This window comes from Geodermatophilus sp. SYSU D01036 (assembly GCF_054050435.1).
On record NZ_JBJGZJ010000007.1, the window covers coordinates 154,420 to 176,169 of the forward strand.

Genomic DNA, 21,750 nt, shown 5'->3' on the forward strand with positions numbered 1-21,750 from the left:
TCCGGGCGGAGCTCCCGGACGATCGCCTCCACCTGGTCGACGGGGACGGCGCCTCGTTGTGCGACGCGTTCCCCCCGCAGCAGCTCGAGCGGCTGCACCTGCCCTGGGAGGCCGTCCTCGCCGGTGCCCGGTGCCTCGCCTGCGAGCTGCTCGGCTCCCCGACCCTCGCGACCCACCCCGGCCGGGCTGACCCGGGGCCCGGCGTCCCGCTGCCCCGAGGGCGCCCGCTCGCCCCGGACGGCACCACCGACCGTCGCGGACCCGCGATCGGCCGGCGTCGCGTCACACCGGGAGGACGTCGTCCGCGCTGCCCGCCGCCAGGCGGCCGGCAGCGAGGTACCCGTGCGCCTGCCGCAGCCGGGCGCCGAGGTCGGGCAGCTCGTCGTGGGCCGCCCGACCGGCGAGGTGGGTCAGGGCCGTGAGGTCCGCGTCAGGCCATCGGTGACGGTCCAACCGGTCGACCATCGCCGTCCGGCTGGCGGCCGGCTGGCCGGTCAGTGGCCCGCCGGCGGGGCGCTACGACCTGGCGATCGCGCACGTGCTGGTCGAGGAGGTGGTCGCGTACGCGCCGACGTTCGCCCCGGCCACGTCGGTCGAGGCGGCCGGCGTGCCGCTGCTCGACCCCGTCACCTCGCTGGTCGCCTCCGCCGACAAGCTGGTGACCCACGCCGCGTGGGCGGCCGCCGGCGTGCCGCAGCCGGCCGTGTGGGACCTCGCTCGGGTCCGGGAGTGCCCGGGCGGCAGATGGTGCTCAAGCCCTCCCTGGGCGACGGCGCCCGCTACATCGAGCTGGTCGGCGACCTCGACGCCGCCCGCCGGGTCGAGGCGGGCTGGCGGGAGCACGAGGCGGCCGGCGGGCCCCGGCGCGGCACGTCGCTGCTGCAGGAGTGGATCGCCGAGCCGGCGTGCGCGCGCGACTTCGCCACGCCCACCTCCCTGGTCTACGAGAAGTCGCGGGAGGAGGGCGCCCTCGTCACCCACGGGACGGTGTACCCGAGGGTGTACGAGGCGCCGCCGGACATGGCGCAGCTGGCCTCGCGGATGGTCGCCGCGCTCGGCGGCGGGCTGATGGGCGTGGACGTGCTCGTGGAGCCGGACGGCCGGCTGCTCGCGCTGGAGGCCAACGCGCCCTTCGGCTTCGACGTCACCGACCCGGAGCAGGGCCGGTGGGTGGCCCGCGCCGCCCTCACGGCCGCCGAGCGCGCGGCCGCGCACCGCCCGGCGGCGGCCGCGTGAGCCCGGAGGGCGGCCCGGACGAGGCGCTGCTGCCCGACGGCTCCGACCGGCCGCACGCGGCACCGGCGCTGGCCGCCGTCCGCGCGTACGGCCCGGGCCCGCTGGCCGCCGACGTGGCCCGCGCGGCCGCCGGGCTCGGCATGGAGCACGGCCCGCCGGCGAGGCGCACCCGATCACCGTCGACCCGGTGCCGCGCGTCCTCGAGCGGTCCGAGTGGGAGGAGGTGGCCGCGGGCCTCACCCAGCGGCTGCGTGCGCTGGAGGCCCTCGTCGCCGATGCCCGCGGCCCGCGCGAGGCGGTGCGGGCCGGCGTCGTCCCGGCCGCGGTGCTCGACACCAACCGGTAACTGGCCCCGGGCCTGCCGCCGCCGCGGCGCTGGATCGGCATGGCCGGGCCCGACCTGACGGGCGCCGGGTGGACGTGCTGTGGCGGCGCACTAGCGAGGAGCGGCTGACCGGCGACGACGGCCGGCCCAACGAGCTGGGCGAGCTGCTGCTGGGCCCGCTGCGCGCCGGCACGGTGGCGGTGGTCAACGCGTTCGGCCCCGGCGTCGCCGACGACAAGCGCACCTTCCCCTACGTCGAGGACCTGGTCCGCTTCTTCCTGGGCGAGGAGCCGCGGCTGCGCTCGCAGCCCGCCTACGACCTCGGCGACCCGGCGCGGTGCCGCGAGGCGCTGCACCGGCTGCCCGAGCTGGTGCTCAAGCCGCGCTCGGGCTCGGGCGGCTGGGGCGTGGTCATCGGCCCGCGCGCGGACGCCGGCCGGCTCGAGCGCGCCCGCGCCGCCGTCCTGGCCGACCCCGGGGAGTGGATCGCCCAGGAGCCGGTGGCGCTGTCGACCCACCCCACGGTCGTCGACGGCGCGCTCGTGCCGCGGCACGTGGACTACCGGCCGTACGCCTTCTGCGCCGGCGACGAGACGACCGTGCTCCCGGGCGGCCTCACCCGGGTGTCCCTGACCGAGGGCGAGCTGGTGGTCAACGCCTCGCAGGGCGGCGGCACCAAGGACACCTGGGTGGTCGGCTGAGCGCTGCCCGGCGCCGGGATGGGCGAGCATGCACCGGTGGGCTCCCCCTCCCGCACCCGCCGGGTCACGGCCGTGGTCGTGGCCGCCGGGTGCACCGCCGCCGTTCCCGTGTCCGGGGAGCTGTCCACCGGCGCGCTGCTGGCCGTCGGCGGCACCGGCCTCCTGGCGACGGCGGCCGGGCTGGCCGCGCGCGCCGGCGCGGCCGCCCCGCAGGTCGGCCGCCGGGCCCTGCCCTGGCTCGCCTGGCTGGCCGCGGCCCTGGCGTGGGAGGCGGCCGCCCTCCTCGACGGCGACCTGCCGGCCCTGAGCGACCTCGCCGACCCGCTGCTCGCGCACCCGGCCGCCCGGGCGGCGGCGACCCTGGGCTGGCTGGCGGCCGGTGCCTGGCTGCTGACCCGGCCCGCGGTCCCTCCGGAGCGGTCGTGACCGGCACCGCGGGATCCGTCACGGCGGTCGTGCTGCTCCTGGCCGCCGGCCTGTCCCTGGAGGTCTCCGCCCGCCGGAGGGGCTCCCCGGCTCCCCTGGCGCAGGCGCTCGGTGCGGCGATGCGGACCACCCCCGGCCGGCTGACGGTGCTGCTGGCGTGGGCCTGGCTCGGCGTGCACTTCCTGGCGCGCTGACCGCGCCGTCCGGGCGGCCGGGCAGCCGTTGCAGCGACGTCCGGTCCTGTCACACCCCCGGACGACACTGTGCCTGTCCGGAGCACACCGCAGGTGTCACCACCGCACACCCCGGGGCACCGCGTCGGCGGGATCCGGGAGGAGGTGAGGACGAGGTGAGGACCTACGACCCCGCGGACGGCATCCGCTACGTCCACCTGGCACAGCACCCCGGCACTCCCCCGGCGCCACCGCCCTCCCCCGAGCGGTGCCACCGGCTGCCCTCCGGCTACCCGAACGCCTCCCTCCGGGCCCGGCTCGGGTGCCCCCGGGCGACCGCGTCCCGCCCCGCGCTCGTCCTCCTCCCTGGAGGATCGGCAGCGGCCGACGGCCCCGCCCCCGCCGCACCGCCGCTGCGCCTGGCCCGGTAGCGGGCAGCCGACGGACCAGCGGCCTCGCGCGGACGCCGGTGCGCCCGGCGGCGCTCACTCCGCCCCGACCGGGACCGGGCGGAGGCGCGGGTGCGGCCGGTTCCCCGGGCCGACGAGCTCGGGCTCGAGGAGGACCTCCAGATCCGACCCGTCGGCGTCGATCCGCGCGACGGCCCGGTCGAGGTCGCCGTCCCCGGTCACGTAGGTGAAGAGGATGCGGCCGTCGGCCGTCCAGGTCGGCTGGGAAGCCCGCTCCTCGCCGGGACCGAAGTCCGTGACCGGGCGCCGCTCGGTGCCGTCCGGCCGGATGGTGAACAGGTTCGTCGGCTCGTCGGTGTCCTGCTCGCCGCCGATGTCGTGGTCGCCGAACACGATGAGGTCCTCGTCGGGGTGCCAGTCGACCCGCCCGAACGGGCCGACCTCGGTGATGGCCGCCGGCGGACTCCAGCCGCCGTCGCCGGAACGGCTCACCGCGACGGTGGAACCGTCCCAGACCTCGCCGGTGAAGTGGTCGACGTTCATGACCAGCGCATCGCCGTCGGGCGACCAGCGGGGGAAGCTGTGCAGCCGGCCGTCGGCGAGCACGAGTTCGCCGGCGACGGTGAGCTCGCCGGTGGCGACGTCGACGATCGCGAGGACGGACCGGGCGGGTGCTGTCTCGTTCGGGTCGCCGTCGTAGCCGACCATCGCGATGCGCGCACCGTCGCGGGACCACGCCGGGTTCTCCCAGTAGAGGTCCTCGAGGCCGGCCGGGGAGGACTCCAGCAGCGGCCGGGGCTGCTCGCCCGCGACGTCGGTCACCCAGACCTGGCCGGGGCCGTCCTCGGCGTCGACGTAGGCGATCTCGGCGCCGTCGGGCGACCAGTCGGGGTGCAGCGTCTCCCCGTCGAGGATGGTGTGCACGCCGGATCCGCCGGGGCGCGCGAGCGTGAGGCCGAGCTCGACGCCCTGGAACACGATCCACGGCGCGTCCCGGCCCACACTCGGCGGCGCGCCGGTCGGCGACGCGCCTCCTGCGGCCTCGTCGGCCGACCCGCACGCGGCCGCGGCGACCAGCACGACGAGCGCGACAGCGCACCGGGCGCGCCGTTCGGGCACGCAGCGATGCTCCCACCGGCACCTCCGCCGGAACAGGCCCGCGCTCCCGGTGGTCCGAGGGCTCGGCCCCGGGCGTGCCCGGGGCCGAAGTGCCCTGGAGCGGCGCACTACCGAAGGGCTTGGCTGGGACGCGCGGAGCGGGGATGCCGGTGCACGTGCCCCAGGCCGTGGACCACCGGCGGGCACGACGTCCCGAGGAGCCGATCCGATGGTCACCACCCTCCCGGCCTTCACGCCGCTGGAGGAGAGCCTCCTCGTGACGCTCCGCGCCCGGGCGGCGGACTCCCGCTCGCCGCGCCCGGTCCTCGGGGACACCCTGGCGGACGAGATCGTCCGGGAACTCGGCCCGGGCGCCACCGGGAGCCGGGTCGACGCCAACCTGGTCACCAGCTGCGCGCTGCGCGCCAAGCGCCTGGACGAGATCGCGCTCGACTTCGTGCACCGCCACCCGGACGCCGTCGGGCTCGACCTGGGCGCCGGGCTGGACACCCGGTGGGCGCGGATCGCCCCACCGCCCACCGTGGCCTGGTCCGACGTCGACCTGCCCGCCGTCGTCGCCGCCCGGGACGCCGTGGTGCCCGCTCGCGCGCGGACCCGCACGATCGCCGCGGACGTGCGGGACGGGCACTGGCTGGACGCCGTCCCGTCCGGCCGGCCGGCGGTGGTCGTCGCCGACGGCCTGGTCGGGTTCCTCGACCGGGAGGAGGTGACCGCCCTGCTCGACCGGCTGACCGGCCACTTCCCCTCCGGGGAGATCGCCTTCAACAGCTACTCCCGCTTCGCCCTGCGGGCGACCCGGCTCGTGCCCGGCACGAGGGCGGTCTCCGGGCTCCTCCGGTTCCCCGGCCTCGACGACCCGCACGAGCTCGAACGCTGGGCCCCGCGCCTGCACCTGGTCCGGGAGATCCTGCTCAGCCGGGAGCCCGAGGTCGCCCTGTTCCCGCCGTTGCTGCGGCTGTACCACCGGCTCGCGGCGCACAGCACGGCCTGGTCCCGCCGGGGGACGGTCGTCCTGCACTACCGCTTCGAGCGCTGACGGGGCGCCGCCGCGGCCGGGGCGGCGGGCGTGAGGGCGCGGCCGACGCCGGCCAGGTCGTCCGCCGTCGTCAACAGCCAGCCCCAGGTGTCGAGCAGGCGCAGCGCGTCGTCCGGGGCCGCGGCGAGCTCCTCCGGGGGCACCGGGTCCACCCGCACGGTCGGCCGGGCCGAGGGCACCCGGCCGGCGCCGAGGGCGGCCGCCGCTCCCCGGTAGCCGGCGGCGACGTCCGCGGCCGCGGTCCGCAGCTGCGCGGTGGGCCGCGGCCAGGGCGGTGCCGCGGCCGCGGGGTACCGGGACCGCAGGGTCCGGGCGTAGTGGTCGAGGCGGTGCACCACGCCGAGCACGGCCAGCCAGTCCACCCGGGCTCCCGGCCGGGCCGGTTCGGACCGGTACTGCGCGTAGGTGTGGTCGAGCAGCCCGGACAGCCGGCCGAGCGCGGTCGGGGGCGCCGGCCCCGCCCCGGTCAGCTGGCCGACGACGGTCACGACCTCCGCCGCACCCGCCCGCAGGCACTCCCCGGCGGCCCGGACGAGCTCCCCCCGCCCCCCGCGGGGCCACACCGCGGTGCCGATGAGGATGCCGACGAGCCCGCCGACGAGGACGTCCTCGAAGCGGACCGCGGCGATGCGCCAGTCCGCCGGCCCGACCTGGGCGAACAGCAGGGCGACGACGACGGTGAACCCGGCCTGCCCCGCCGCCACCCCGAACAGCGGGCCGGCCGCCAGGCAGACCCCCATCAGGACCGGCAGCGCCCACGCGTAGACCGCCGTGTCCCCGCCGACGAGGAACAGCGCCACCCCGCTGACTACCGCGCCCACGGCGGTGCCGGCCACCGCGCGGGCCAGCACCGAGCGGTCGGCGACCGCGCTGGTCCGCATGAGGCTCAACGTCGCCAGCAGCACCCAGAAGCCGTGCGCGAGGTCGAGGACCCCGGCGACGGCGCGGGCCGCGGCGAGGCCGAGCGCCAGCCGCACCGCGTTCTGCAGGTACACCGACCGCGGGGTCAGGTGCGTGCGCAGCCGCTGCCACCACAGCCGGCCCCGGGGGGCGGTGAGGAACCAGAGGTCGCCGGGGACGTCGCCCGGATCGGCGACGGGGGCACCGACCGCGCCGCGGACGGTCAGCACCAGGCTCCGGGCGGCCTCCGCGACGGCGACGGCGCCCACGCCGGCCCGCAGCGCCGGCGGGTCGACGGCGACCGCCGGCAGCTGCTGCCTGCGCCACGTGCGGAGGGCGGCGAGCGCGGCCTCGAGGGGGCCGGTCGACGGCGGCGGTCCGGCGCCGCGCAGGGCCGCCCCCGCCGCGGCCACGGCGTCCCCGACGGCCGCCACCAGGTGCGCGGTGGCGGGGTGCGCCCGCCGTCCGCCGGCGGGCCACGCGTCCGCGAGCGCGCCCAGGCGGCCGGCGACCACGCGGAGCGCCGCCGCGGCCCGCACCAGGCACCGGTCGCGCACTCCGGGCCCGAGCGGCCGTTCCGCGACCGGCAGCGCGCTCAGCCGCAGGGCGGCCGCGGCGTCCGCCGCGGCGGCCCGCGGCGCGGACGACCCCGCCCCGCCGCCGCCCCGCAGCTCGCGGGCGAGCACCCGCGCGTACGCGGCCACCCGCCCCGCGGCGCCGGCCAGGCGGGCGGCGGGGTCCGCCGGCGCCGGGGCCGGCCACAGCACCCGGTCGGCGACGGCGAGGAGCGCGATGCCCAGCCCGATCCCGAGCAGGCGCTGGCCGAGCGTGCCGGGCGCGTACGGCGGGAAGCACGGCAGCACGTAGAACAGCTGCAGCCCGCTGACCACGCCGGCCACCCGCGGCCCGCCGACGCCGGCGAAGGCGACGAGGAACCCCACCGCCAGCATGCCGAGGACCGCCGTCCAGGTGGTGACCGCGAGCAGGGTGCCGAGGGTGACCAGCACGGCGCCGGCCACGAGGCTGCCGGCGTGGACCCGGGTGCGCTCCGCCGGCCGTCCCGTGACCTCGGAGAGGCTGCCGAGCGCGACCGCGGCGAAGACCCCGTAGACGGCGGCGACCGGGGCGTCGAGCAGGTACCGGCAGGAGTAGAACGCGGCGCAGGAGGCGACGGTCACCCGGCCGGCCCGCCGGACGGCGGCCAGCGACGGGTCGCGTCGCCGCAGCCGGGTCAGCGCCCGGGCGGCTGCTCCTCCGCCCGGCCGGGAGCCGGTCCCCGGGGTCATGTCCTCTCGGACACCGGGGACCGGTCCGGTCGCCCGGTGCGCGCCGCCACCCGGCAGCCCCCTACGGCGTGGCCGCCGCCTCCACGGGGACCGACGTCCCGTCCGGCCGGGCGTGCGCCGGCATCATCGGGCCGTCGCCGGCGGGGTCGAGCACGCCCTCCTCGAACCACGCGTAGCGGCCGGCGAGCACCCGCTGCGCGGCCGCGTACTGGCGGTCGTCGTCGTTGGCCCACAGGTCGTGGAACAGCCGGCCGGCCCGGCGGCGGGCCTGGCCGCAGAACAGGCCGGCCAGCTCGACCGCCTCCTGCCGCCGCTCGGGGCGCTCGCGCCCGAGGGTGTCGGCGTACACGCAGGCGCAGGCGACGGCGTACACCTCGGCGCCGATGTCGACGATCCGCCCGAGCAGCCGGCCCTTGCGCTCCAGGCGCCCCTGGTGGCGGGCCATCGCGTAGAAGGTCGAGCGGGCCAGCTTGCGCGCGGCGCGCTCGGCCCAGCGCAGGTGCCCGGCCAGCTCGCCGAACTCGGCGAAGGCGCCGGGGCGCCGGCCCGGTCCCGTGGTCAGCGTCGGGAACCACCGGGCGTAGAAGGCACCGGCCTTCCCTGCGGCCCGCGCCTTGTCGGCCAGGCCGGAGTCGCCGAGCAGGCCGCCCGCGACCTGCAGGTGCTGGTCGACGGCCTCGCGGGCGATGAACAGGTGCATGATCTCGGTGGAGCCCTCGAAGATCCGGTTGATGCGCATGTCGCGCAGCATCTGCTCGGCCGGCACCGGCTTCTCGCCGCGCCGGGCGAGGGACTCGGCGGTCTCGAACCCGCGCCCGCCGCGCACCTGCACCACCTCGTCGGCGGCGGTCCAGGCGAGCTCCGAGGCGTAGAGCTTCGCCAGCGCGGCCTCGATCCGGATGTCGTTGCGCTTGTCGTCGGCCAGGCGGCTGGACACCTCGAGCACCGCCTCCAGCCCGAACGCCGTGCCCGCCAGCCAGGCGATCTTCTGCGCCACCGGGTCGTGCTCCCCGATCGGCCGCCCCCACTGCCGGCGCTCGGCCGACCACTCGCGCGCGATCTTCAGGGCGTACTTGGCCGTCGACACGCAGATCGCCGGCAGCGACAGCCGGCCGGTGTTCAGGGTGGTGAGGGCGATCCGCAGCCCCTTCCCCTCGCCCCCGATGACATCGCCCGCGGGGACGAGGACGTCGTCGAAGCGGGTCACCGAGTTCTCGATGCCCCGCAGTCCCATGAACGCGTTGCGGTGCTCGACGCGCACGCCCTCCCGGTCGGTGGGGCAGATGAAGGCGGTGATGCCGCCCGGGTGCCCCTCGGACCGCGGGACGACGGCCAGGACCACCACCACGTCGGCGATGACGCCGTTGGTCGCCCAGAGCTTCGTGCCGGTGATGCGGTAGCCGGTGCCGTCGTCGGTCGGGACCGCCGTGGTGCTCATCCGCGCGGGGTCGGAGCCGACGTCGGGCTCGGTGAGCAGGAACGCCGAGAGGTGGTCCCGGGCCAGCCGGGGCAGCCACTCGCGCTTCTGCTCCTCCGTGCCGAACAGCCGCAGCGGTTCGGGCAGGCCGATCGACTGGTGCGCCGACAGCAGCGTCGAGATCGAGGAGTGCCAGGTGCCGGCCAGGGCCAGCGCCCGGTTGTAGTACACCTGGCTCAGGCCCAGGCCCCCGTACTCCTCGGGGATCTTCATCCCGAGGGCGCCGAGCTCCTCCAGCCCCCGGACGACGTCGTCGGGGATCCGGGCGTCACGCTCGATCTCCCGCGGGTCCACGCGCTCGGTGAGGAAGACCCGGAGACGCTCCAGGAACGCCTCGCCCTTCTCGACCGCGGCCGGGTCGGCCTCCGGCTGCGGGTGGACCAGGTCCAGGCGGAGGTTCCCGAGGAACAGCTCCCGGCCGAACGACGGTTTGGTCCAGGAGGTCTCACGGCTGGCCTCGGCGACCTGCTTCGACTGCTCGTACGTGGGGTTCGACGCCATGGGGCAGCATCGCGCCGGTCCCCACGCCGGGACAACGGTCCCCGGCACGGGGACCGGCGCGGGGACCGGCGCGGTGCGGTCAGGCGCCGAGGGCCTCCTCCTGCCCGGACGACGTCCGCAGCGCGTCGGTGAGCAGCGCGACCAGCGCCTCGAGCTGCACGTCGGCCGACGAGGACACCTCCTCGTCGGAGCCGTCCAGCGCCCGGGCAGCGAGGCCCGCCTTGGTGTCGATCAGCTCGGCGATCCGCGCGTCGAGGGTCTGCGCGGCGATGATCCGCCACGCGGTGACCGGCTCGGTCTGGCCGATGCGGTGGCTGCGGTCGATCGCCTGCGTCTGCTCGGCGTCGGTCCACGACAGCTCGGCGAGCACGACGTTGGAGGCGACCTGCAGGTTCAGGCCCACACCGGCCGCGGTCAGCGAGCACACCGCGACGTGGACGTCGGGGTCGGTGACGAACGCGTCGACCTCGCGCTGGCGCGCCGTCGGCGTCTGGTCGCCCCGGATGGAGGAGAACCGCACGCCCGCCCGGGCGAAGGTCTCCTCGGCGGCGTCCATGACGTCCACGTGCTTGGCGAAGAAGACCACCTTGCCGGCGCTGCGGGCCAGCTGGGCGGCGTAGTCGGCGGCCAGCCCGGCCTTCGCCCGGCCGATCCGCCGCATCATCCCGAACACGTTCTCGCCGGTCGTGGTGGTGGCGTCCTTGAGCTCGGAGCGGGCCACCCGCCGCACCAGGTCGGCGTCGATCCCCTCGACGACTCCGGAGGTCCGGGCCGCCAGCGCGGTCTCGTACTGGCGCACCAGCCGGCGGACCAGCTCCTGCTCGGCCGCCCGGATCGACCGGCCGGCCGCGCCGTCCAGCTCGACCGGGAGGTCGGCGATGCGGCGGGCGGGGATGTCGGCGGCGACGTCGACCTTGCGGCGGCGCACGATCCCCAGGTCGATCACGCGCTGCCGGGCGGCGGCGGAGAAGCCGCGGTCGGCGGGCGTCAGGCCGGTGTCCTCGAGGGCGTCCATCAGCTCGCCGAGCGGCTTGGCGTCGTCGATCCAGCCGAGGAACTGCCAGATGGCCCGGAAGTCCTCGATGTCGTTGATCAGCGGGGTGCCGGTGAGGGCCATCAGCAGCGGCCGCACGGTGCGCGACCGGATGCGCTCGGACAGGGCGAGGACGTGCTGCGACCGCTGCGAGGTCTTGTTCTTGATGAAGTGCGCCTCGTCGACGACCATCCCGCGGAAGCCGAAGTCGCCGAGCCAGCCCACGTGGCGGTCGAGCACCTCGTAGTTGACGACGACGACGTCGGCGAAGCCGTCGACCGTCTCGCCGTCGCCCTGCACCACGGTGGCCGGGCGGTGCGGCGTCCAGCGGCCGGCCTCGCGCGCCCAGTTGGTCTTGACGACGTTCGGCACGACGACGAGCAGCGGGTAGGCATCGGCCGCCTCCGCGGCGAGCAGCGCCTGCGCGGTCTTGCCCAGGCCGGGCTCGTCGGCGAGCAGGAACGTCCGGTGCCCGGCCGCGGCCGCGGCGACCAGCTGCCCCTGGTGCGGCATCAGCTCCAGCCCGGGCGGGGTGAAGCGGTCGGTCGGGAAGGGCAGGTCCATGCACGCCGGGGCGCCGCCGCCGGCGCGCTCGAAGGAGGTCAGCAGCGGGCCGAGCAGCTCCCAGCCGGCCAGGCGTTGCGGGCGCGGGGCGCGCACGGGGGCGGCGGAGAAGTCGGGTGCCAGGAAGGGGTTGGCCAGCTGCCGGGAGATCACCGACTGCGGCACCGCGCGGCGCGGGGGCGCGGCGGGCGCGTCCGGCTCCTCGGCCGGCGGGGCCTCCTCGAGCACCGGCTCGATGCCGGCTGCCTTCTGCATCTCGCGCACGAGCGACCGGGCCGCGTCGGAGACGACGGCGTCCTCGCCGAGCAGCGCCAGCAGCCCGGCGTCGCGGACGGCCGTCGTCGCGAGGATGGTCGCGACGCCGTCCAGGCGCTTGAGCTGCTCGGTCCGGCGGCCGTCGCTGAGGCCCGTGTCCGCGCGGACGCGGGCGCGCTCGTCGCGCAGCAGCAGCGCGACGGCCTGGAACCGCGTGCGGACGGCGGGCGTGACCCGCCCGCGCCGGGCGGCCGCCTCCACGTCCCGGACGGTGCGGGCGAGCACCGCGACGACGTCGTCGTCACGGCGGCCCCGCCGCTGGTCGCGCGGGGCGCTGCGGCGAGCGCCTGACTGGCGCTGGCCTGGTCGAGCCAAGGATCCTCCTCTGCAGTGCCGGGCACGGTCGCCGCGGCAGCACGGCGCACGGACCCGCGGCCGGAGCGGGGATGCTCCGGACGGGACCGGTGCCCCGGGTCCGGCGGACGCCTCCGGGGTCGCCGGAGGCCACGATCGGCCGGCCGGGCGCCCCGGCCGGCGGGGCGCCGGGTGTGGGTCGGCCCGCTCCGGTCCCGGGGGCGGGGCCTCCATGGTGTCAACACCCGGGGCGCCGCGCTGTTCCCGCCCCCTCGCCCGCGGGTCCGACGGGGCCGGTCGCGGCGGAACCCCTGGTCCGGCTGTGGCACAGGTCACACCATGGCGGCATGACGCAGCCGTCCCCCGCGGTGCCCGGGTGGGCCGCCCGCGCGCTGTCCACGGTGTTCGACCCCTGCTGCCGGGAGAAGGGCATCTCCGTCGTCGACATGGGCCTGCTCCGGTCGGTCAACGTCCGCGACGGCCACGCCCGGGTCGAGCTGCTGCTCACCTCGGGCTGGTGCCCGTTCGCGGCCCGGGTGCTCACCGACGTCGAGACGGCGATCCGCCGGCAGCCCGGCGTCGAGACCTGCGAGGTGGAGGTCGTCTGGGACGAGGTCTGGACGACCGACCGGCTCTCCCCCGCGGCCGCCCGCCGGCTGCGATCCCTCCCCGACCCCGTCGCGGTCCCCGACCGCGACGCGTTCCTCTCCGCCCACCGCCCCCAGCTCGGCCCCAGCACAGGAGGACGACGATGATCGGCGACGCTTTCGTGTTCGACGGGGTCGCGCACCCCTTCAACTTCACGGCCAAGAACGCGTTCGGGTCGCCGGGACAGATGTTCGCCAACCACCTGTACGCCTTCCACACGACGCTGACCCCCGACGGCGAGCCGACGCTGTCGGCGGAGGAGTTCCTCCGGGAGTGGACGCCCGCCGACATCCGGCAGATGGTCTACGAGCAGTCCGACACCGACATGCTGGCCGCGATGCCGCTGCCGCTGACCGACCTGTTCCGCGACGGGCTCTCCCCGTGGGAGACGTGCGCGGAGCTCGCCCAGCGGGACCCGGACCGGACGGTGTTCTGGGGCTCGGTCAACCCGCTCGAGGGGCGCCGGGCGCTGGACCTGATGGAGCGCCAGGTCGGCGAGTTCGGCGCACGGGCGTTCAAGTTCTACAACGTCCGCTACGACTACGGCTCCCCGTTCCCGTGGCGGATGGACGACCCGCGGGTCGCGTTCCCGGTGTTCGAGAAGGCCCAGGAGCTCGGGGTGAACCTGATCGGCGTGCACAAGGGCGTGCCGCTCGGCCCGCAGCCGGTCGAGGCGACCCAGACCTGGGACATGGACGGCGCGGCGGCCGCCTTCCCCGACATCAACTTCGTGATCTTCCACGTCGGGCTGCCGTTCCTCGACGAGACCTGCTGGCAGCTGATCCGCTGGCCCAACCTGTACGCCTCGCTGGCGGCGACGATCAACTTCGTCGTGCGGGCGCCGCGGATGTTCGCCGAGATCCTCGGCAAGCTGCTGTTCTGGTGCGGCGAGGACAAGATCGTCTACGGCTCGGAGGCGCCGATCTTCCACCCGCAGTGGGCGCTGCGCGCGTTCATGGACTTCTCCATCCCGCAGGATCTGTGCGAGGGCTACGGCTACCCGCAGCTCACCGACGTCGCCAAGCGGAAGATCCTCGGCGAGAACCTGCTCCGCCTGCACGGGTTCGACGTGGAGGAGACCAGGTCGCGGCTGGGCCGCCCCCCGGCGCACTGATCCGGGCCGGGTCGGGCGGCGCACCGCTCACCGGTGCACCGGTCCGGCGTCGCCGCCGGCCGCGTCCCGGTCGCCGTGCCCCACGAGCCGGTGCTCGTAGGCGTAGGCGGTGGCCGCGGCGCGAGAGCCCACCCCGATCTTGGTGAAGATGTGGTTGAGGTGGCTGGCGACCGTGCGCTCGCTGATGCGGAGCTGCCGCGCGACGGCCCGGTTGGTGGCCCCGCACGCGACCCGCACGAGGACCTCGACCTCCCGGGCCGAGAGCGGGCCGGCGGACCGGTCGGCGGCCGGAACCGGCGCGGGTGCCACCCGGTCGGCGTCCGGCCGGGCACCCAGGTCCAGGAAGGTCGCCCGCGCCGCCTCCAACTCGAGGTCCGCGGACTCCCGGTCCCCCAGGGCCCGGCATACCCCGGCGAGCAGGACGCGGGTGCGCGCTCCCTCGTACGGCGTGCGCAGCTCGCTCCAGTGGCGCCACGCCTGGCGCGAGAGCACCAGGGCCGCACGGGCCTCCCCCGCCGCCAGCAGCACCGCCGCCTGAGCGTGGGCGGCCGCGGCGGCCAGGTAGCGGGATCCCTGGACCCGCGCCGTCGCCGCCAGCTCGTCGGCGGCCGCGCCGGCCGCGGTCCCGTCCCCGGCCGCGAGCACGATCTCGGCGAACGCCCCGAGCACGCGCGCCCGGGCGACGGGCTCGGTCACCTCGGCCTCCAGCCGGCGGACGGCCGCCTCGGCGAGATCGGTGCGCCCCTGCCCCAGGCGCAGCAGCGCGAGCCCGGGCTGGGGCTCGCACCCGAGCTCGTGCGCCCTCCGGTAGTCCCCGTCCGCGGCGTCGAACTCCCCGCGCACGCGGTGCACCTCCGCCCGGACGTAGTGGGCCCCGCCCAGGGTCAGGACGTTCCGCGGCCGGCCCAGCCGGCCGACCGCCCGGTCCGCCTCGGCCGCGGCGTCGGCCCAGGTCCCCCGGAGGAGCGCGAGCTCGGCCCGGTGGAGGGAGCAGTGCCCGTCGTAGACGGTGAGTCCGGCCTGCGACCGGAGCCACCGCGTGAAGGACTCGGTCCACCCCTGGAAGCGCGGCACGTCGAACAGCTCGTGGCAGGCGTCGATGACCGTGCAGTAGGAGTCGCCGACGGCGACCGGCGGGACCTCACGGCCCTCGACCGCCACCATCGCCTCGTCCAGCAGGCGCAGGCCCTCGGCCGGCTCGCCGAGGTAGATGCGGCACCGGCCCAGCCCGATGCGGGCGAGGGTGTCCAGCTCCCGGTCCTCGAAGCGGGCCGCCGTCGCCACGGCCCGGACGAGGCCGACGTGGGCGCCGGCGGCGTCGCCGGTCTCGACGACGCGGCACATCGCCGCCACGTAGTCGAGGTAACCCCGTTCCACGCAGTCGGCCTCCGCGTCGTCGAGCAGCCGCCGCGCACGGCCCACCCACCCGCGGGCGCGGGCGAGGTCGCCCGTGAAGGCCAGGCACCGCGCCAGGCCGATCCCGACGCGCGCGGCACGCGGCACCTGCCCGGCGTCGAGGCAGGCGCGGTGGGCCCGCGCCCACAGGGCGAAGCCCTCCTCGTCGCGGCCGGTGAGGTACGCCGCCGTGGCGACCACGTCGAGGTCGTCGGGGGACGGCTGGCCGTCGGTGAGGACGGCCGAGAGGTCGCGGTAGGCGCTCTCCCAGTCCGCCGGACCACCGGTGCGCCAGCCGACCGGCTGTCGCATGGGCACAGTGTCGCGCCGGCCCGGACGCGGCACCAGCACCCCGGACCGGCGCGGGCACCGCCCCGCTAGGCGAAGAACTCCTCACTGCCCGGAGGCGCCCCGATGAACATCCACATCTCCGCGATCCGGTCGTCGGCGAAGCGGTAGACGAACGCGTTGTCCGACTCCAGGCGGCGGCCCCGGCGGCCCAGGACCGCGTGCTCCCACTCGGACACCCACTCGCCGACAGGCACGCAGAACCGCTGCTGCAGGTCGACATCGCCGCCGGTGGCCTCGACGACCGCGCCGATGACCTCCATCAGCCCGGCCGCACCGGCGTGGTCCCCGGGCTTCGGGTACGGCCCGCGGTAGTGGAACGTGAAGTCGTCCGTGAGGAGCTCGTCGAGCACCTCCCGGTCGCCCCCGAGGACGGCGCCGGTCATCCGGTCGACCGTGGCAACGTGCGGGTGCTGGCTCATGTCCGCCTCCTGCGCTGCTCGTCGCATCCGTTCACCGGCACGCTAGGGAGACGGGGGCGAGGGCACATCGGCAGGATCGTGGAGCGCGGCCGCCGGTCGGGTCGGCACTTCTGCGCACGGCGCGGCTCGACCGTGCTCAGCGCGACGGCGCGGGGACCGCGCGCCGCGCGGCGCGGGCGAGGCGGGAGGGCCGGGGGTGCCAGGCGTCGGCGTCCCGCGGGTCCCAGGCGTAGGCCGGGGTCGGCCCCGGGGAGGCGAGCAGCGCGGTGAGTCCCGGGAGCCCGAGCTCGCGGGCCGACCACCCGTAGAGGGCCTGGAGCCTGGGGACGACCATGCCGACGTCGAGCAGGTGGCCGAGGCGGTGCTCGGCGGTGACGTACCTGCCCAGGTCGTCACCGAGCGGATAGCGGTCCGGCAGCACGCGCGACAGGGACAGGAAGATGCCCGTCATGCCCAGCCGCGGGTCCCCGAGCGCGCGGCCCGCCGGCGCCAGCCAGCCGAGGGCCAGCCGCGGCGCGGCCACCAGGGCGTGCGCGTAGAGCACACGCACGAGCACGAGGTTGAGGAAGAACCGCTCGACGCGGCCCTCGCGGCGGGCGAGGTCCTCGTGGGCCAGGTACGCCGACACGATGCTCACGTTGTGCGCCCGGTACCAGGTCCGGGCGGTGGGGGCGTGGATGAAGTCGAGGGTCGCGGTCACCCCCGCGGTGCGCGGCTCCCCGGGCCGGCCGAAGGCGAGCTCCCGCGCCTCGCTGGTGTCCCTGAGCAGCGCCTCGTTGAGCGCCCGCCACCACGGGCTGCCCGGCGTGGAGCCGGACTCGGGGGCCAGCAGGCCCCGCCGCAGCTGCCAGCCCATGAACGCCGCCGCGGCCCGCCGGTAGGGCAGGTAGCCGCGGTCCACCTCGACCGGGAGCTCGTACAACCGGCACAGGAGCGCCCACCGCGCCGGGGGGTCGTCCCGGACGAGCGACACCTGCTCGTCGGCCAGCGCCGCGGCCGTGTCCTCCGCCACCCGTCGATCCTGGCAGCAGGACACCCTGGGGCGGCCGCTCCGGCGACGGGACACGGCGCGGACGGCACCCTCAGTAAGGGATGACGGAGGGAGCACCCGGCGAGCCCGCGCTCCAGCAGGTGCTCGCCGACGTGCGGCAGCTCTGGCCGGGCGCCGGCCTCGCCGAGCTGGCGTGCGACGCGGGGGCGGCGGAGGCTCTCGGCCGCGACGGCGCCGAGCACGCCGTGGCCGTGCGTACTTCCCCACCGAGCAGCACGTCACCGGGTTCCGCAGGCGCTGGGGGGCACCGTTCGTCGGAGCCACCCAGGTGACCACCGGCTGCGCCGACCGACGGCGTGGCGCCGCGCGCCGGACCCGGTCGGCGCGCTCCCCGGGCCGGCGGGCGACCGTCGGACGCCGAACCGTTGGTGCCCCAACGGCCTACCCTGGCGGGGTGACCACGAGCCAGACGCCGCAGGCCCCCGCCGGGTCCGGGGAGCTGCTCGCCCTCGCCTCGGAGGACGTGCTCGCCCTCGACCGGCAGGTCTGCTTCGCGCTCTCGGTGGCCGCGCGCAACGTGGTCGCCGTCTACCGCCCCGTCCTGGAGCCGCTCGGCCTGACCCACCCGCAGTACCTGGTGATGCTCGCACTGTGGCAGCACGGGTCGCTGTCGGTGAAGCGGCTGTCGGGACTGCTGCAGCTCGACCCCGGCACCCTCTCCCCGCTGCTCAAGCGGCTCGAGGCGGCCGGCCTGCTGCGCCGCGAGCGCGATCCCGCGGACCAGCGCAACCTGGCGCTCGCGCTGACCGAGGAGGGGCTCGCCCTGCGCGCGAAGGCCGAGGCCATCCCGGCGGGCATCGTCGAGCGGCTCGGGATGCCCGTCGAGGAGCTGATGAGCCTCCACGGGGCCCTCACCCGGGTCATCGCCGCCTCGCAGGAGGCGCTGGCGGCCCGTGACCCCGCCTGACCTGCCTCCCCAACTGTCTGGTCCGACACATGGCCCCCCAATGCTTGGTGCACCATGCGTTCGGGGGGACGATGGGGGCATGGCCGTCACCGAGCAGGAGCACACCACCGACATGACCGAGCACAGCCCGGGGTCCGGCGCCCCTGCCGACCCCGTCGTCCGCCCCGCCCCGCACCGGTGGCTCTGGTACGCCCTTGGTGGCGGGCTCCCCCGGCGCAACCGCGGCTGGGTCCTGTTCGACACGACGACGAGCACCTGGTGGGCGCGGCACGTCGTGCGCAGCCTCGTGCAGATGGCGGTCCCGATCGCGGTGGTCATGCTGGTCCTGCCGGCCGGCTGGGGGCTGCGCATCGCCGTGGCCGGCGGCGGCATCGCCCTCGGGCTGGTCTACTCGCTGGCCTACATGGTGGAGGCGACGGAGAACCGCGTGGTCAAGGCCGGCTACCCGGTCGGCACCGCCGCCGCGCACCGCGAGGCCCGGTGGGAGGTGCGCGAGGAGCGCGACCGGCAGCGCCGCCGGGCCGCTGCGGCCAGGCGCGCCGCCCGCTACCGCGACCGCACCAGCCGCTAGGCGCCGGGCCGCCGGGGGCGCTGACCAGCGGCATCGGCCGCCGGCGGGTGCACCGCGGTGCTGGTGCCCGCCCCCTCCACGGGAGCAGACTGCCCTCCGTGACCTCGGCACCGGCCACGACGGCCGGGAGCGCACGCCGCCGGCTCCGGGAGGAGTCCCCGCGGCGCGGGCGCCCGCGCGCCCGTCCCGGGGACGCGCGGTGACCGGCCGGCACCGCGACCCCGCGACCGGGTCGCCGCTCCGCCACCGCCGGGAGGACGTCGCCCCGGCGCTCGCAGGCGCGGGCCGGACCACGCCGGGCACCCTCACCCACCTGATCGCCGTCCACGGACGCCGGCCGACGGTCGCGGCGATGGTGCTGGTCGCGCTGACCCTCCCCCTGGCCGGGCTGGTGTTCCTGCTGCGCAGCGACTTCGAGGGGCTGTACTGGAGCGGGCCGGCGCTGCACTTCTCCGTCTTCCTGACCGTCGGGGGCGTGGCGGCCAGCCTGTCGCTGGTCGCCGGGGAGGCGGCGCGCCGACGCGGGGACGCGCGCGTCCTGCTCCTGTCCCTGGCGTTCCTCGCGACCAGCGGCTTCATGGCGCTGCACGCCATCGGCACCCAGCACGTGCTCACCCACGACGCGCTGCCCGGCTTCACCGTCGCCATCACGATCGGACTGCTCGTCGCCGCCCCCTTCGCCGCGGCGTCGGCCCTGGTGGACGCGCGGCCACCGACCGAGGCGTGGGTGGCGCGCCACCGGCAGGCGCTGCGGGGCGCCGTGTTCGGGGCGATCGTCGTCTGGGGGCTGTGGTCGGTGGCCGAGTGGCCACCCCTGCAGCAGGTGACCGCCGAGGGCGGGGAGCACCTCGCGCTCACGGTGGCCGCGACGATCGGCGCGCTGCTCTACCTGCTGGCCGCGGTCCGCCTCTGGTGGGTCAACCGGAGCCACTTCGGGCTGCTCCTGTTCAGCGTCGTGGCCTGCTACGGCCTGCTCGCGGAGGCCCTGGTCGGCGTGGCGCTGGCCGGTGAGCGCAAGTGGCACCCCGCCTGGTGGGTGTGGCACGCGCTGATCGTCATCGCCTACCTCCTCGTCTTCACCGCCGCGCGGCGGGAGTGGCGGGACGAGCGCTTCCGCACCCTCTACCTGCCGACGACGCGCGAGCACCGCGGCGAGGTGTCGGTGCTGGTCGGCGACCTGGCGGGCTTCACCGCCTTCACCGCCCGGCACGACGCCGTGGAGGTCGCGGCCATGCTCCGGGCCTACTACGAGCGGGCCGCGCCGCTGATCTCCCGGCGGTTCGGCGGCGAGGTGGAGAAGTTCGCCGGCGACGGCGTGTTCGCGACGTTCAACCGCGCCGGGGACCAGCCCGACCACGCGCTGCGCGCGGTGGAGGCGGCCGCGGCGCTGCAGGCCGAGGTGGCGCGGATCCGCGCCGCGCACCCCGACTGGCCGGGACTGCGGATCGGCGTCGACAGCGGCCCCGTCGTGTTCAGCGAGATGGGCGGCAGCGGCTACCTGGTCTACCCCGCCGTCGGGGACACCGTGAACGTCGCGGCCCGGCTGCAGCAGCACGCCCCGGTCGGCGGCGTGCTCATCGGCACCGGGACGCGCGACCAGCTGCCGGCCGCGGTCGACCTCGTGCCGGTGACCGGCCTGCGGCTCAAGGGCAGGGACGCCGCGGTCGACGCCTACCTCGTGCAGCTCCCCCTGCGGACCTCCCCCGTCCCGGCACCGCGGTCCGGGGGCAGGCGCGGCGCCGCCTCGGCCCGGACCCCGCACTGACCGGCCCGGACGGGCCCGGCCCGCGTGGTCGAACCCGGTGCGGGACCGGGCGGTCCCTGGCACGGTGCCTCCTGCGCGAGGGGAGGCGCAGGAGGTGTGGCCGCGGCGAGAGGAGCCGACATGGGCACCAGGGAGGTCGCGCCCCGGGCGGCGCGCGCGCTGACGACGGTCCTCGGCGCCGGCGGGCTCCCCGTCCGGCTGCGGGCCTGGGACGGCAGCGAGACCGGCCCGCCCGGGGCGCCGGTGGTCGTCCTCCGGTCGCGGCGGGCGTTCCGCCGGGTCCTGTGGTCGCCGGTCCAGCTCGGCCTGGCCCGCGCCTACGTCGCCGGCGACGTCGACGTCCCCGGTGACGTGTTCGCCACCCTCACCGCGCTGCGCGTGCTCTCCACGTGGGGACAGGGGGAACCGGCCCCGCCGCTGCGCCCGTCCGCGCGCTGGGCGCTGCTGCGCACCGCCGCCCGGCTCGGCGCCGTCGGACCGCCGCCGCCCCCGCCGGCGGAGGAGGCCCGCGTCGGCCGGGCCGGACCCCGGCACTCCCGCCGCCGGGACGCCGCCGCCATCGCCCACCACTACGACGTCGGCAACGACTTCTACGCCCTGGTCCTCGGGCCCACGCTGGTCTACTCGTGCGCGGTCTGGACCGACGAGTGGACCGGCCTCGACGCCGCCCAGGAGGCCAAGCTCGACCTGGTCTGCCGCAAGCTCGGGCTCCGGCCCGGCATGCGCCTGCTCGACGTGGGCTGCGGGTGGGGCGGGCTGGCGCTGCACGCCGCGCGGCGGTACGGCGCCGACGTCGTCGGGGTCACGCTCTCCGCCGAGCAGGCCGCACTGGCGCGCAAGCGGGTCGCGGAGGCGGGCCTGACCGACCGGGTCGACGTCCGGGTGCAGGACTACCGCGAGGTCACCGACGGCCCCTTCGACGCGATCGCCTCGATCGGGATGGCCGAGCACGTCGGCCGGCAGCAGATGCCCTCGTACGCCGCGCACCTGCGCGACCTGCTGCGCCCTGGCGGCCGGCTGCTCAACCACGCCATCGCCTGGCGCGACGGGCGGTGGCGGCCGGACCCGGACTCGTTCATCGCCCGCTACGTCTTCCCCGACGGGGAGCTGCTGGGCCTGGCCGAGACCGTCGGCGCGCTGGAGGACGCCGGCCTGGAGGTGCTCGACGTCGAGGCGCTGCGCCGGCACTACGCCCTCACGCTGCGCGCCTGGGTGGCCCGGCTGGAGAAGCACTGGGACGAGGCCGTCGCGGCCGCCGGCGAGGGGCGCGTCCGGGTGTGGCGGCTGTACATGGCGGCGTGCGCGCTGGCGTTCGAGGCGGGCACCATGGGCGTGGACCAGGTGCTCGTCCAGCGGCCCGGCGGCGCGCCGCCCCCGCTGCGGCGCACCGCCTGGGTGTGAGCGTCAGGCGACGTCCTGCGCGGGCGCACCCGGCCCCGGCTCGGCGAGGATCCAGCTGGTGCGCCCGTGCAGCGGCGGGGTCTTGGTGCCGTCGGTGAACCAGACGACGACGCCGCCGTGCGCCCGGCAGCGCGAGCGCACGACCCGCACCCGGCCCCCGCGTGCGGTCTTGACCGGACGGACCAGCGGGAGGCCGAAGTCGGTGCCGATGACGTCGCCGGTCAGGACCGGCTCCCCGGCGGACAGGTGGGACGTCGGGACGGTGGTCATCAGTGCCTCCGGGACGGTTCTCGAACGTGTGTTCGATGGTGCACCCAGGGGGTGACGTCGCG

At 77.0% G+C, this 21,750-nt stretch carries 21 protein-coding genes; 12 read left to right on the plus strand and 9 right to left on the minus strand.

Going from position 1 to position 21,750, the window contains the following annotated elements; all coding sequences use genetic code 11:
* Positions 1 to 282 precede the first annotated feature (282 nt).
* Positions 283 to 453: a hypothetical protein gene (locus tag ACI8AR_RS10090; RefSeq protein WP_457050901.1), complete on the minus strand. Its 171-nt coding sequence runs from the start codon at positions 451 to 453 to the stop codon at positions 283 to 285.
* Positions 454 to 729: 276 nt separating this feature from the next.
* Between ACI8AR_RS10090 and ACI8AR_RS10095 the strand changes: the two genes are divergently transcribed.
* The 5 genes from ACI8AR_RS10095 (at position 730) to ACI8AR_RS10115 (ending at position 2,882) form a co-directional block, all read left to right on the plus strand.
* Positions 730 to 1,236, plus strand: coding sequence for a hypothetical protein (locus tag ACI8AR_RS10095; RefSeq protein ID WP_457050902.1), 507 nt, complete (start codon positions 730 to 732; stop codon positions 1,234 to 1,236).
* 187 nt (positions 1,237 to 1,423) lie between these two features.
* The gene (locus ACI8AR_RS10100; protein WP_457050903.1) at positions 1,424 to 1,582 is read left to right on the plus strand and encodes a circularly permuted type 2 ATP-grasp protein; all 159 of its coding nucleotides are present in this window, start codon (positions 1,424 to 1,426) and stop codon (positions 1,580 to 1,582) included.
* A gap of 68 nt (positions 1,583 to 1,650) precedes the next feature.
* Positions 1,651 to 2,262: a circularly permuted type 2 ATP-grasp protein gene (locus tag ACI8AR_RS10105; protein ID WP_457050904.1), complete on the plus strand. Its 612-nt coding sequence runs from the start codon at positions 1,651 to 1,653 to the stop codon at positions 2,260 to 2,262.
* Positions 2,263 to 2,298: 36 nt separating this feature from the next.
* Entirely contained in the window at positions 2,299 to 2,688 is a 390-nt protein-coding gene (locus ACI8AR_RS10110) for a hypothetical protein (RefSeq protein WP_457050905.1), read from the plus strand.
* Complete coding sequence (locus tag ACI8AR_RS10115; RefSeq protein WP_457050906.1) at positions 2,685 to 2,882, plus strand: DUF6186 family protein; 198 nt, start codon at positions 2,685 to 2,687, stop codon at positions 2,880 to 2,882. The genes ACI8AR_RS10110 and ACI8AR_RS10115 overlap by 4 nt, the downstream gene beginning before the upstream one ends.
* Before the next feature lie 464 nt (positions 2,883 to 3,346).
* Here ACI8AR_RS10115 and ACI8AR_RS10120 read toward each other — a convergent pair whose 3' ends face one another.
* Positions 3,347 to 4,390: a TolB family protein gene (locus tag ACI8AR_RS10120; RefSeq protein ID WP_457050907.1), complete on the minus strand. Its 1,044-nt coding sequence runs from the start codon at positions 4,388 to 4,390 to the stop codon at positions 3,347 to 3,349.
* Positions 4,391 to 4,598: 208 nt separating this feature from the next.
* Between ACI8AR_RS10120 and ACI8AR_RS10125 the strand changes: the two genes are divergently transcribed.
* Positions 4,599 to 5,426, plus strand: a complete 828-nt coding sequence (locus tag ACI8AR_RS10125) for a class I SAM-dependent methyltransferase (protein ID WP_457050908.1) — start codon at positions 4,599 to 4,601, stop codon at positions 5,424 to 5,426.
* On the opposite strand, the gene ACI8AR_RS10130 is transcribed toward ACI8AR_RS10125, so the two are convergent.
* From ACI8AR_RS10130 to ACI8AR_RS10140, 3 genes are all read right to left on the minus strand, one after another.
* Entirely contained in the window at positions 5,408 to 7,612 is a 2,205-nt protein-coding gene (locus ACI8AR_RS10130) for an FUSC family protein (RefSeq protein ID WP_457050909.1), read from the minus strand. The genes ACI8AR_RS10125 and ACI8AR_RS10130 overlap by 19 nt on opposite strands.
* 61 nt (positions 7,613 to 7,673) lie before the next feature.
* The gene (locus ACI8AR_RS10135) at positions 7,674 to 9,590 is read right to left on the minus strand and encodes an acyl-CoA dehydrogenase family protein (protein ID WP_457050910.1); all 1,917 of its coding nucleotides are present in this window, start codon (positions 9,588 to 9,590) and stop codon (positions 7,674 to 7,676) included.
* Positions 9,591 to 9,669: 79 nt separating this feature from the next.
* On the minus strand, positions 9,670 to 11,817 hold the full coding sequence (locus ACI8AR_RS10140; RefSeq protein WP_457050911.1) for a DEAD/DEAH box helicase: 2,148 nt from the start codon (positions 11,815 to 11,817) through the stop codon (positions 9,670 to 9,672).
* 326 nt (positions 11,818 to 12,143) lie between these two features.
* Here ACI8AR_RS10140 and ACI8AR_RS10145 point away from each other — a divergent pair, with 326 nt between their 5' ends.
* Together ACI8AR_RS10145 and ACI8AR_RS10150 are read left to right on the plus strand one after the other, a co-directional pair.
* On the plus strand, positions 12,144 to 12,551 hold the full coding sequence (locus tag ACI8AR_RS10145) for a metal-sulfur cluster assembly factor (protein WP_457050912.1): 408 nt from the start codon (positions 12,144 to 12,146) through the stop codon (positions 12,549 to 12,551).
* Entirely contained in the window at positions 12,548 to 13,558 is a 1,011-nt protein-coding gene (locus ACI8AR_RS10150; protein ID WP_457050913.1) for an amidohydrolase family protein, read from the plus strand. The genes ACI8AR_RS10145 and ACI8AR_RS10150 overlap by 4 nt, the downstream gene beginning before the upstream one ends.
* Positions 13,559 to 13,585: 27 nt before the next feature.
* Here the strand turns inward: ACI8AR_RS10150 and ACI8AR_RS10155 are convergent, their stop codons facing one another.
* From ACI8AR_RS10155 to ACI8AR_RS10165, 3 genes are all read right to left on the minus strand, one after another.
* A complete protein-coding gene (locus ACI8AR_RS10155; protein ID WP_457050914.1) occupies positions 13,586 to 15,265 on the minus strand; it encodes a LuxR C-terminal-related transcriptional regulator in 1,680 nt (559 codons plus the stop codon).
* Positions 15,266 to 15,330: 65 nt separating this feature from the next.
* Entirely contained in the window at positions 15,331 to 15,723 is a 393-nt protein-coding gene (locus ACI8AR_RS10160) for a nuclear transport factor 2 family protein (protein WP_457050915.1), read from the minus strand.
* Between the two features lie 136 nt (positions 15,724 to 15,859).
* On the minus strand, positions 15,860 to 16,735 hold the full coding sequence (locus ACI8AR_RS10165) for a hypothetical protein (RefSeq protein ID WP_457050916.1): 876 nt from the start codon (positions 16,733 to 16,735) through the stop codon (positions 15,860 to 15,862).
* A 433-nt stretch (positions 16,736 to 17,168) separates the two neighbouring features.
* Between ACI8AR_RS10165 and ACI8AR_RS10170 the strand changes: the two genes are divergently transcribed.
* The 4 genes from ACI8AR_RS10170 (at position 17,169) to ACI8AR_RS10185 (ending at position 21,418) form a co-directional block, all read left to right on the plus strand.
* On the plus strand, positions 17,169 to 17,681 hold the full coding sequence (locus ACI8AR_RS10170) for a MarR family winged helix-turn-helix transcriptional regulator (RefSeq protein WP_457050917.1): 513 nt from the start codon (positions 17,169 to 17,171) through the stop codon (positions 17,679 to 17,681).
* A gap of 79 nt (positions 17,682 to 17,760) precedes the next feature.
* Positions 17,761 to 18,252 (plus strand): DUF5313 family protein, encoded by a 492-nt coding sequence (locus ACI8AR_RS10175; protein WP_456937434.1) that lies wholly within the window; start codon positions 17,761 to 17,763, stop codon positions 18,250 to 18,252.
* A 199-nt stretch (positions 18,253 to 18,451) separates the two neighbouring features.
* Positions 18,452 to 20,017 carry an adenylate/guanylate cyclase domain-containing protein gene (locus ACI8AR_RS10180; RefSeq protein WP_457050918.1) on the plus strand — a complete coding sequence of 522 codons (1,566 nt, stop codon included), beginning with the start codon at positions 18,452 to 18,454 and terminating at the stop codon, positions 20,015 to 20,017.
* Positions 20,018 to 20,137: 120 nt separating this feature from the next.
* Entirely contained in the window at positions 20,138 to 21,418 is a 1,281-nt protein-coding gene (locus ACI8AR_RS10185; RefSeq protein WP_457050919.1) for a class I SAM-dependent methyltransferase, read from the plus strand.
* A 3-nt stretch (positions 21,419 to 21,421) separates the two neighbouring features.
* On the opposite strand, the gene ACI8AR_RS10190 is transcribed toward ACI8AR_RS10185, so the two are convergent.
* Positions 21,422 to 21,688, minus strand: a complete 267-nt coding sequence (locus ACI8AR_RS10190) for a hypothetical protein (protein WP_456937431.1) — start codon at positions 21,686 to 21,688, stop codon at positions 21,422 to 21,424.
* Positions 21,689 to 21,750 lie beyond the last annotated feature (62 nt).

Bases quoted from the DNA above. Each gene is read 5' to 3' on its own strand.
- ACI8AR_RS10125 (WP_457050908.1), top strand. From the start codon at position 4,599: ATGGTCACCACCCTCCCGGCCTTCACGCCGCTGGAGGAGAGCCTCCTC.
- ACI8AR_RS10130 (WP_457050909.1), bottom strand. From the start codon at position 7,612: ATGACCCCGGGGACCGGCTCCCGGCCGGGCGGAGGAGCAGCCGCCCGG.
- ACI8AR_RS10135 (WP_457050910.1), bottom strand. From the start codon at position 9,590: ATGGCGTCGAACCCCACGTACGAGCAGTCGAAGCAGGTCGCCGAGGCC.
- ACI8AR_RS10145 (WP_457050912.1), top strand. From the start codon at position 12,144: ATGACGCAGCCGTCCCCCGCGGTGCCCGGGTGGGCCGCCCGCGCGCTG.
- ACI8AR_RS10150 (WP_457050913.1), top strand. From the start codon at position 12,548: ATGATCGGCGACGCTTTCGTGTTCGACGGGGTCGCGCACCCCTTCAAC.
- ACI8AR_RS10155 (WP_457050914.1), bottom strand. From the start codon at position 15,265: ATGCGACAGCCGGTCGGCTGGCGCACCGGTGGTCCGGCGGACTGGGAG.
- ACI8AR_RS10160 (WP_457050915.1), bottom strand. From the start codon at position 15,723: ATGAGCCAGCACCCGCACGTTGCCACGGTCGACCGGATGACCGGCGCC.
- ACI8AR_RS10175 (WP_456937434.1), top strand. From the start codon at position 17,761: ATGGCCGTCACCGAGCAGGAGCACACCACCGACATGACCGAGCACAGC.
- ACI8AR_RS10185 (WP_457050919.1), top strand. From the start codon at position 20,138: ATGGGCACCAGGGAGGTCGCGCCCCGGGCGGCGCGCGCGCTGACGACG.
- ACI8AR_RS10190 (WP_456937431.1), bottom strand. From the start codon at position 21,688: ATGACCACCGTCCCGACGTCCCACCTGTCCGCCGGGGAGCCGGTCCTG.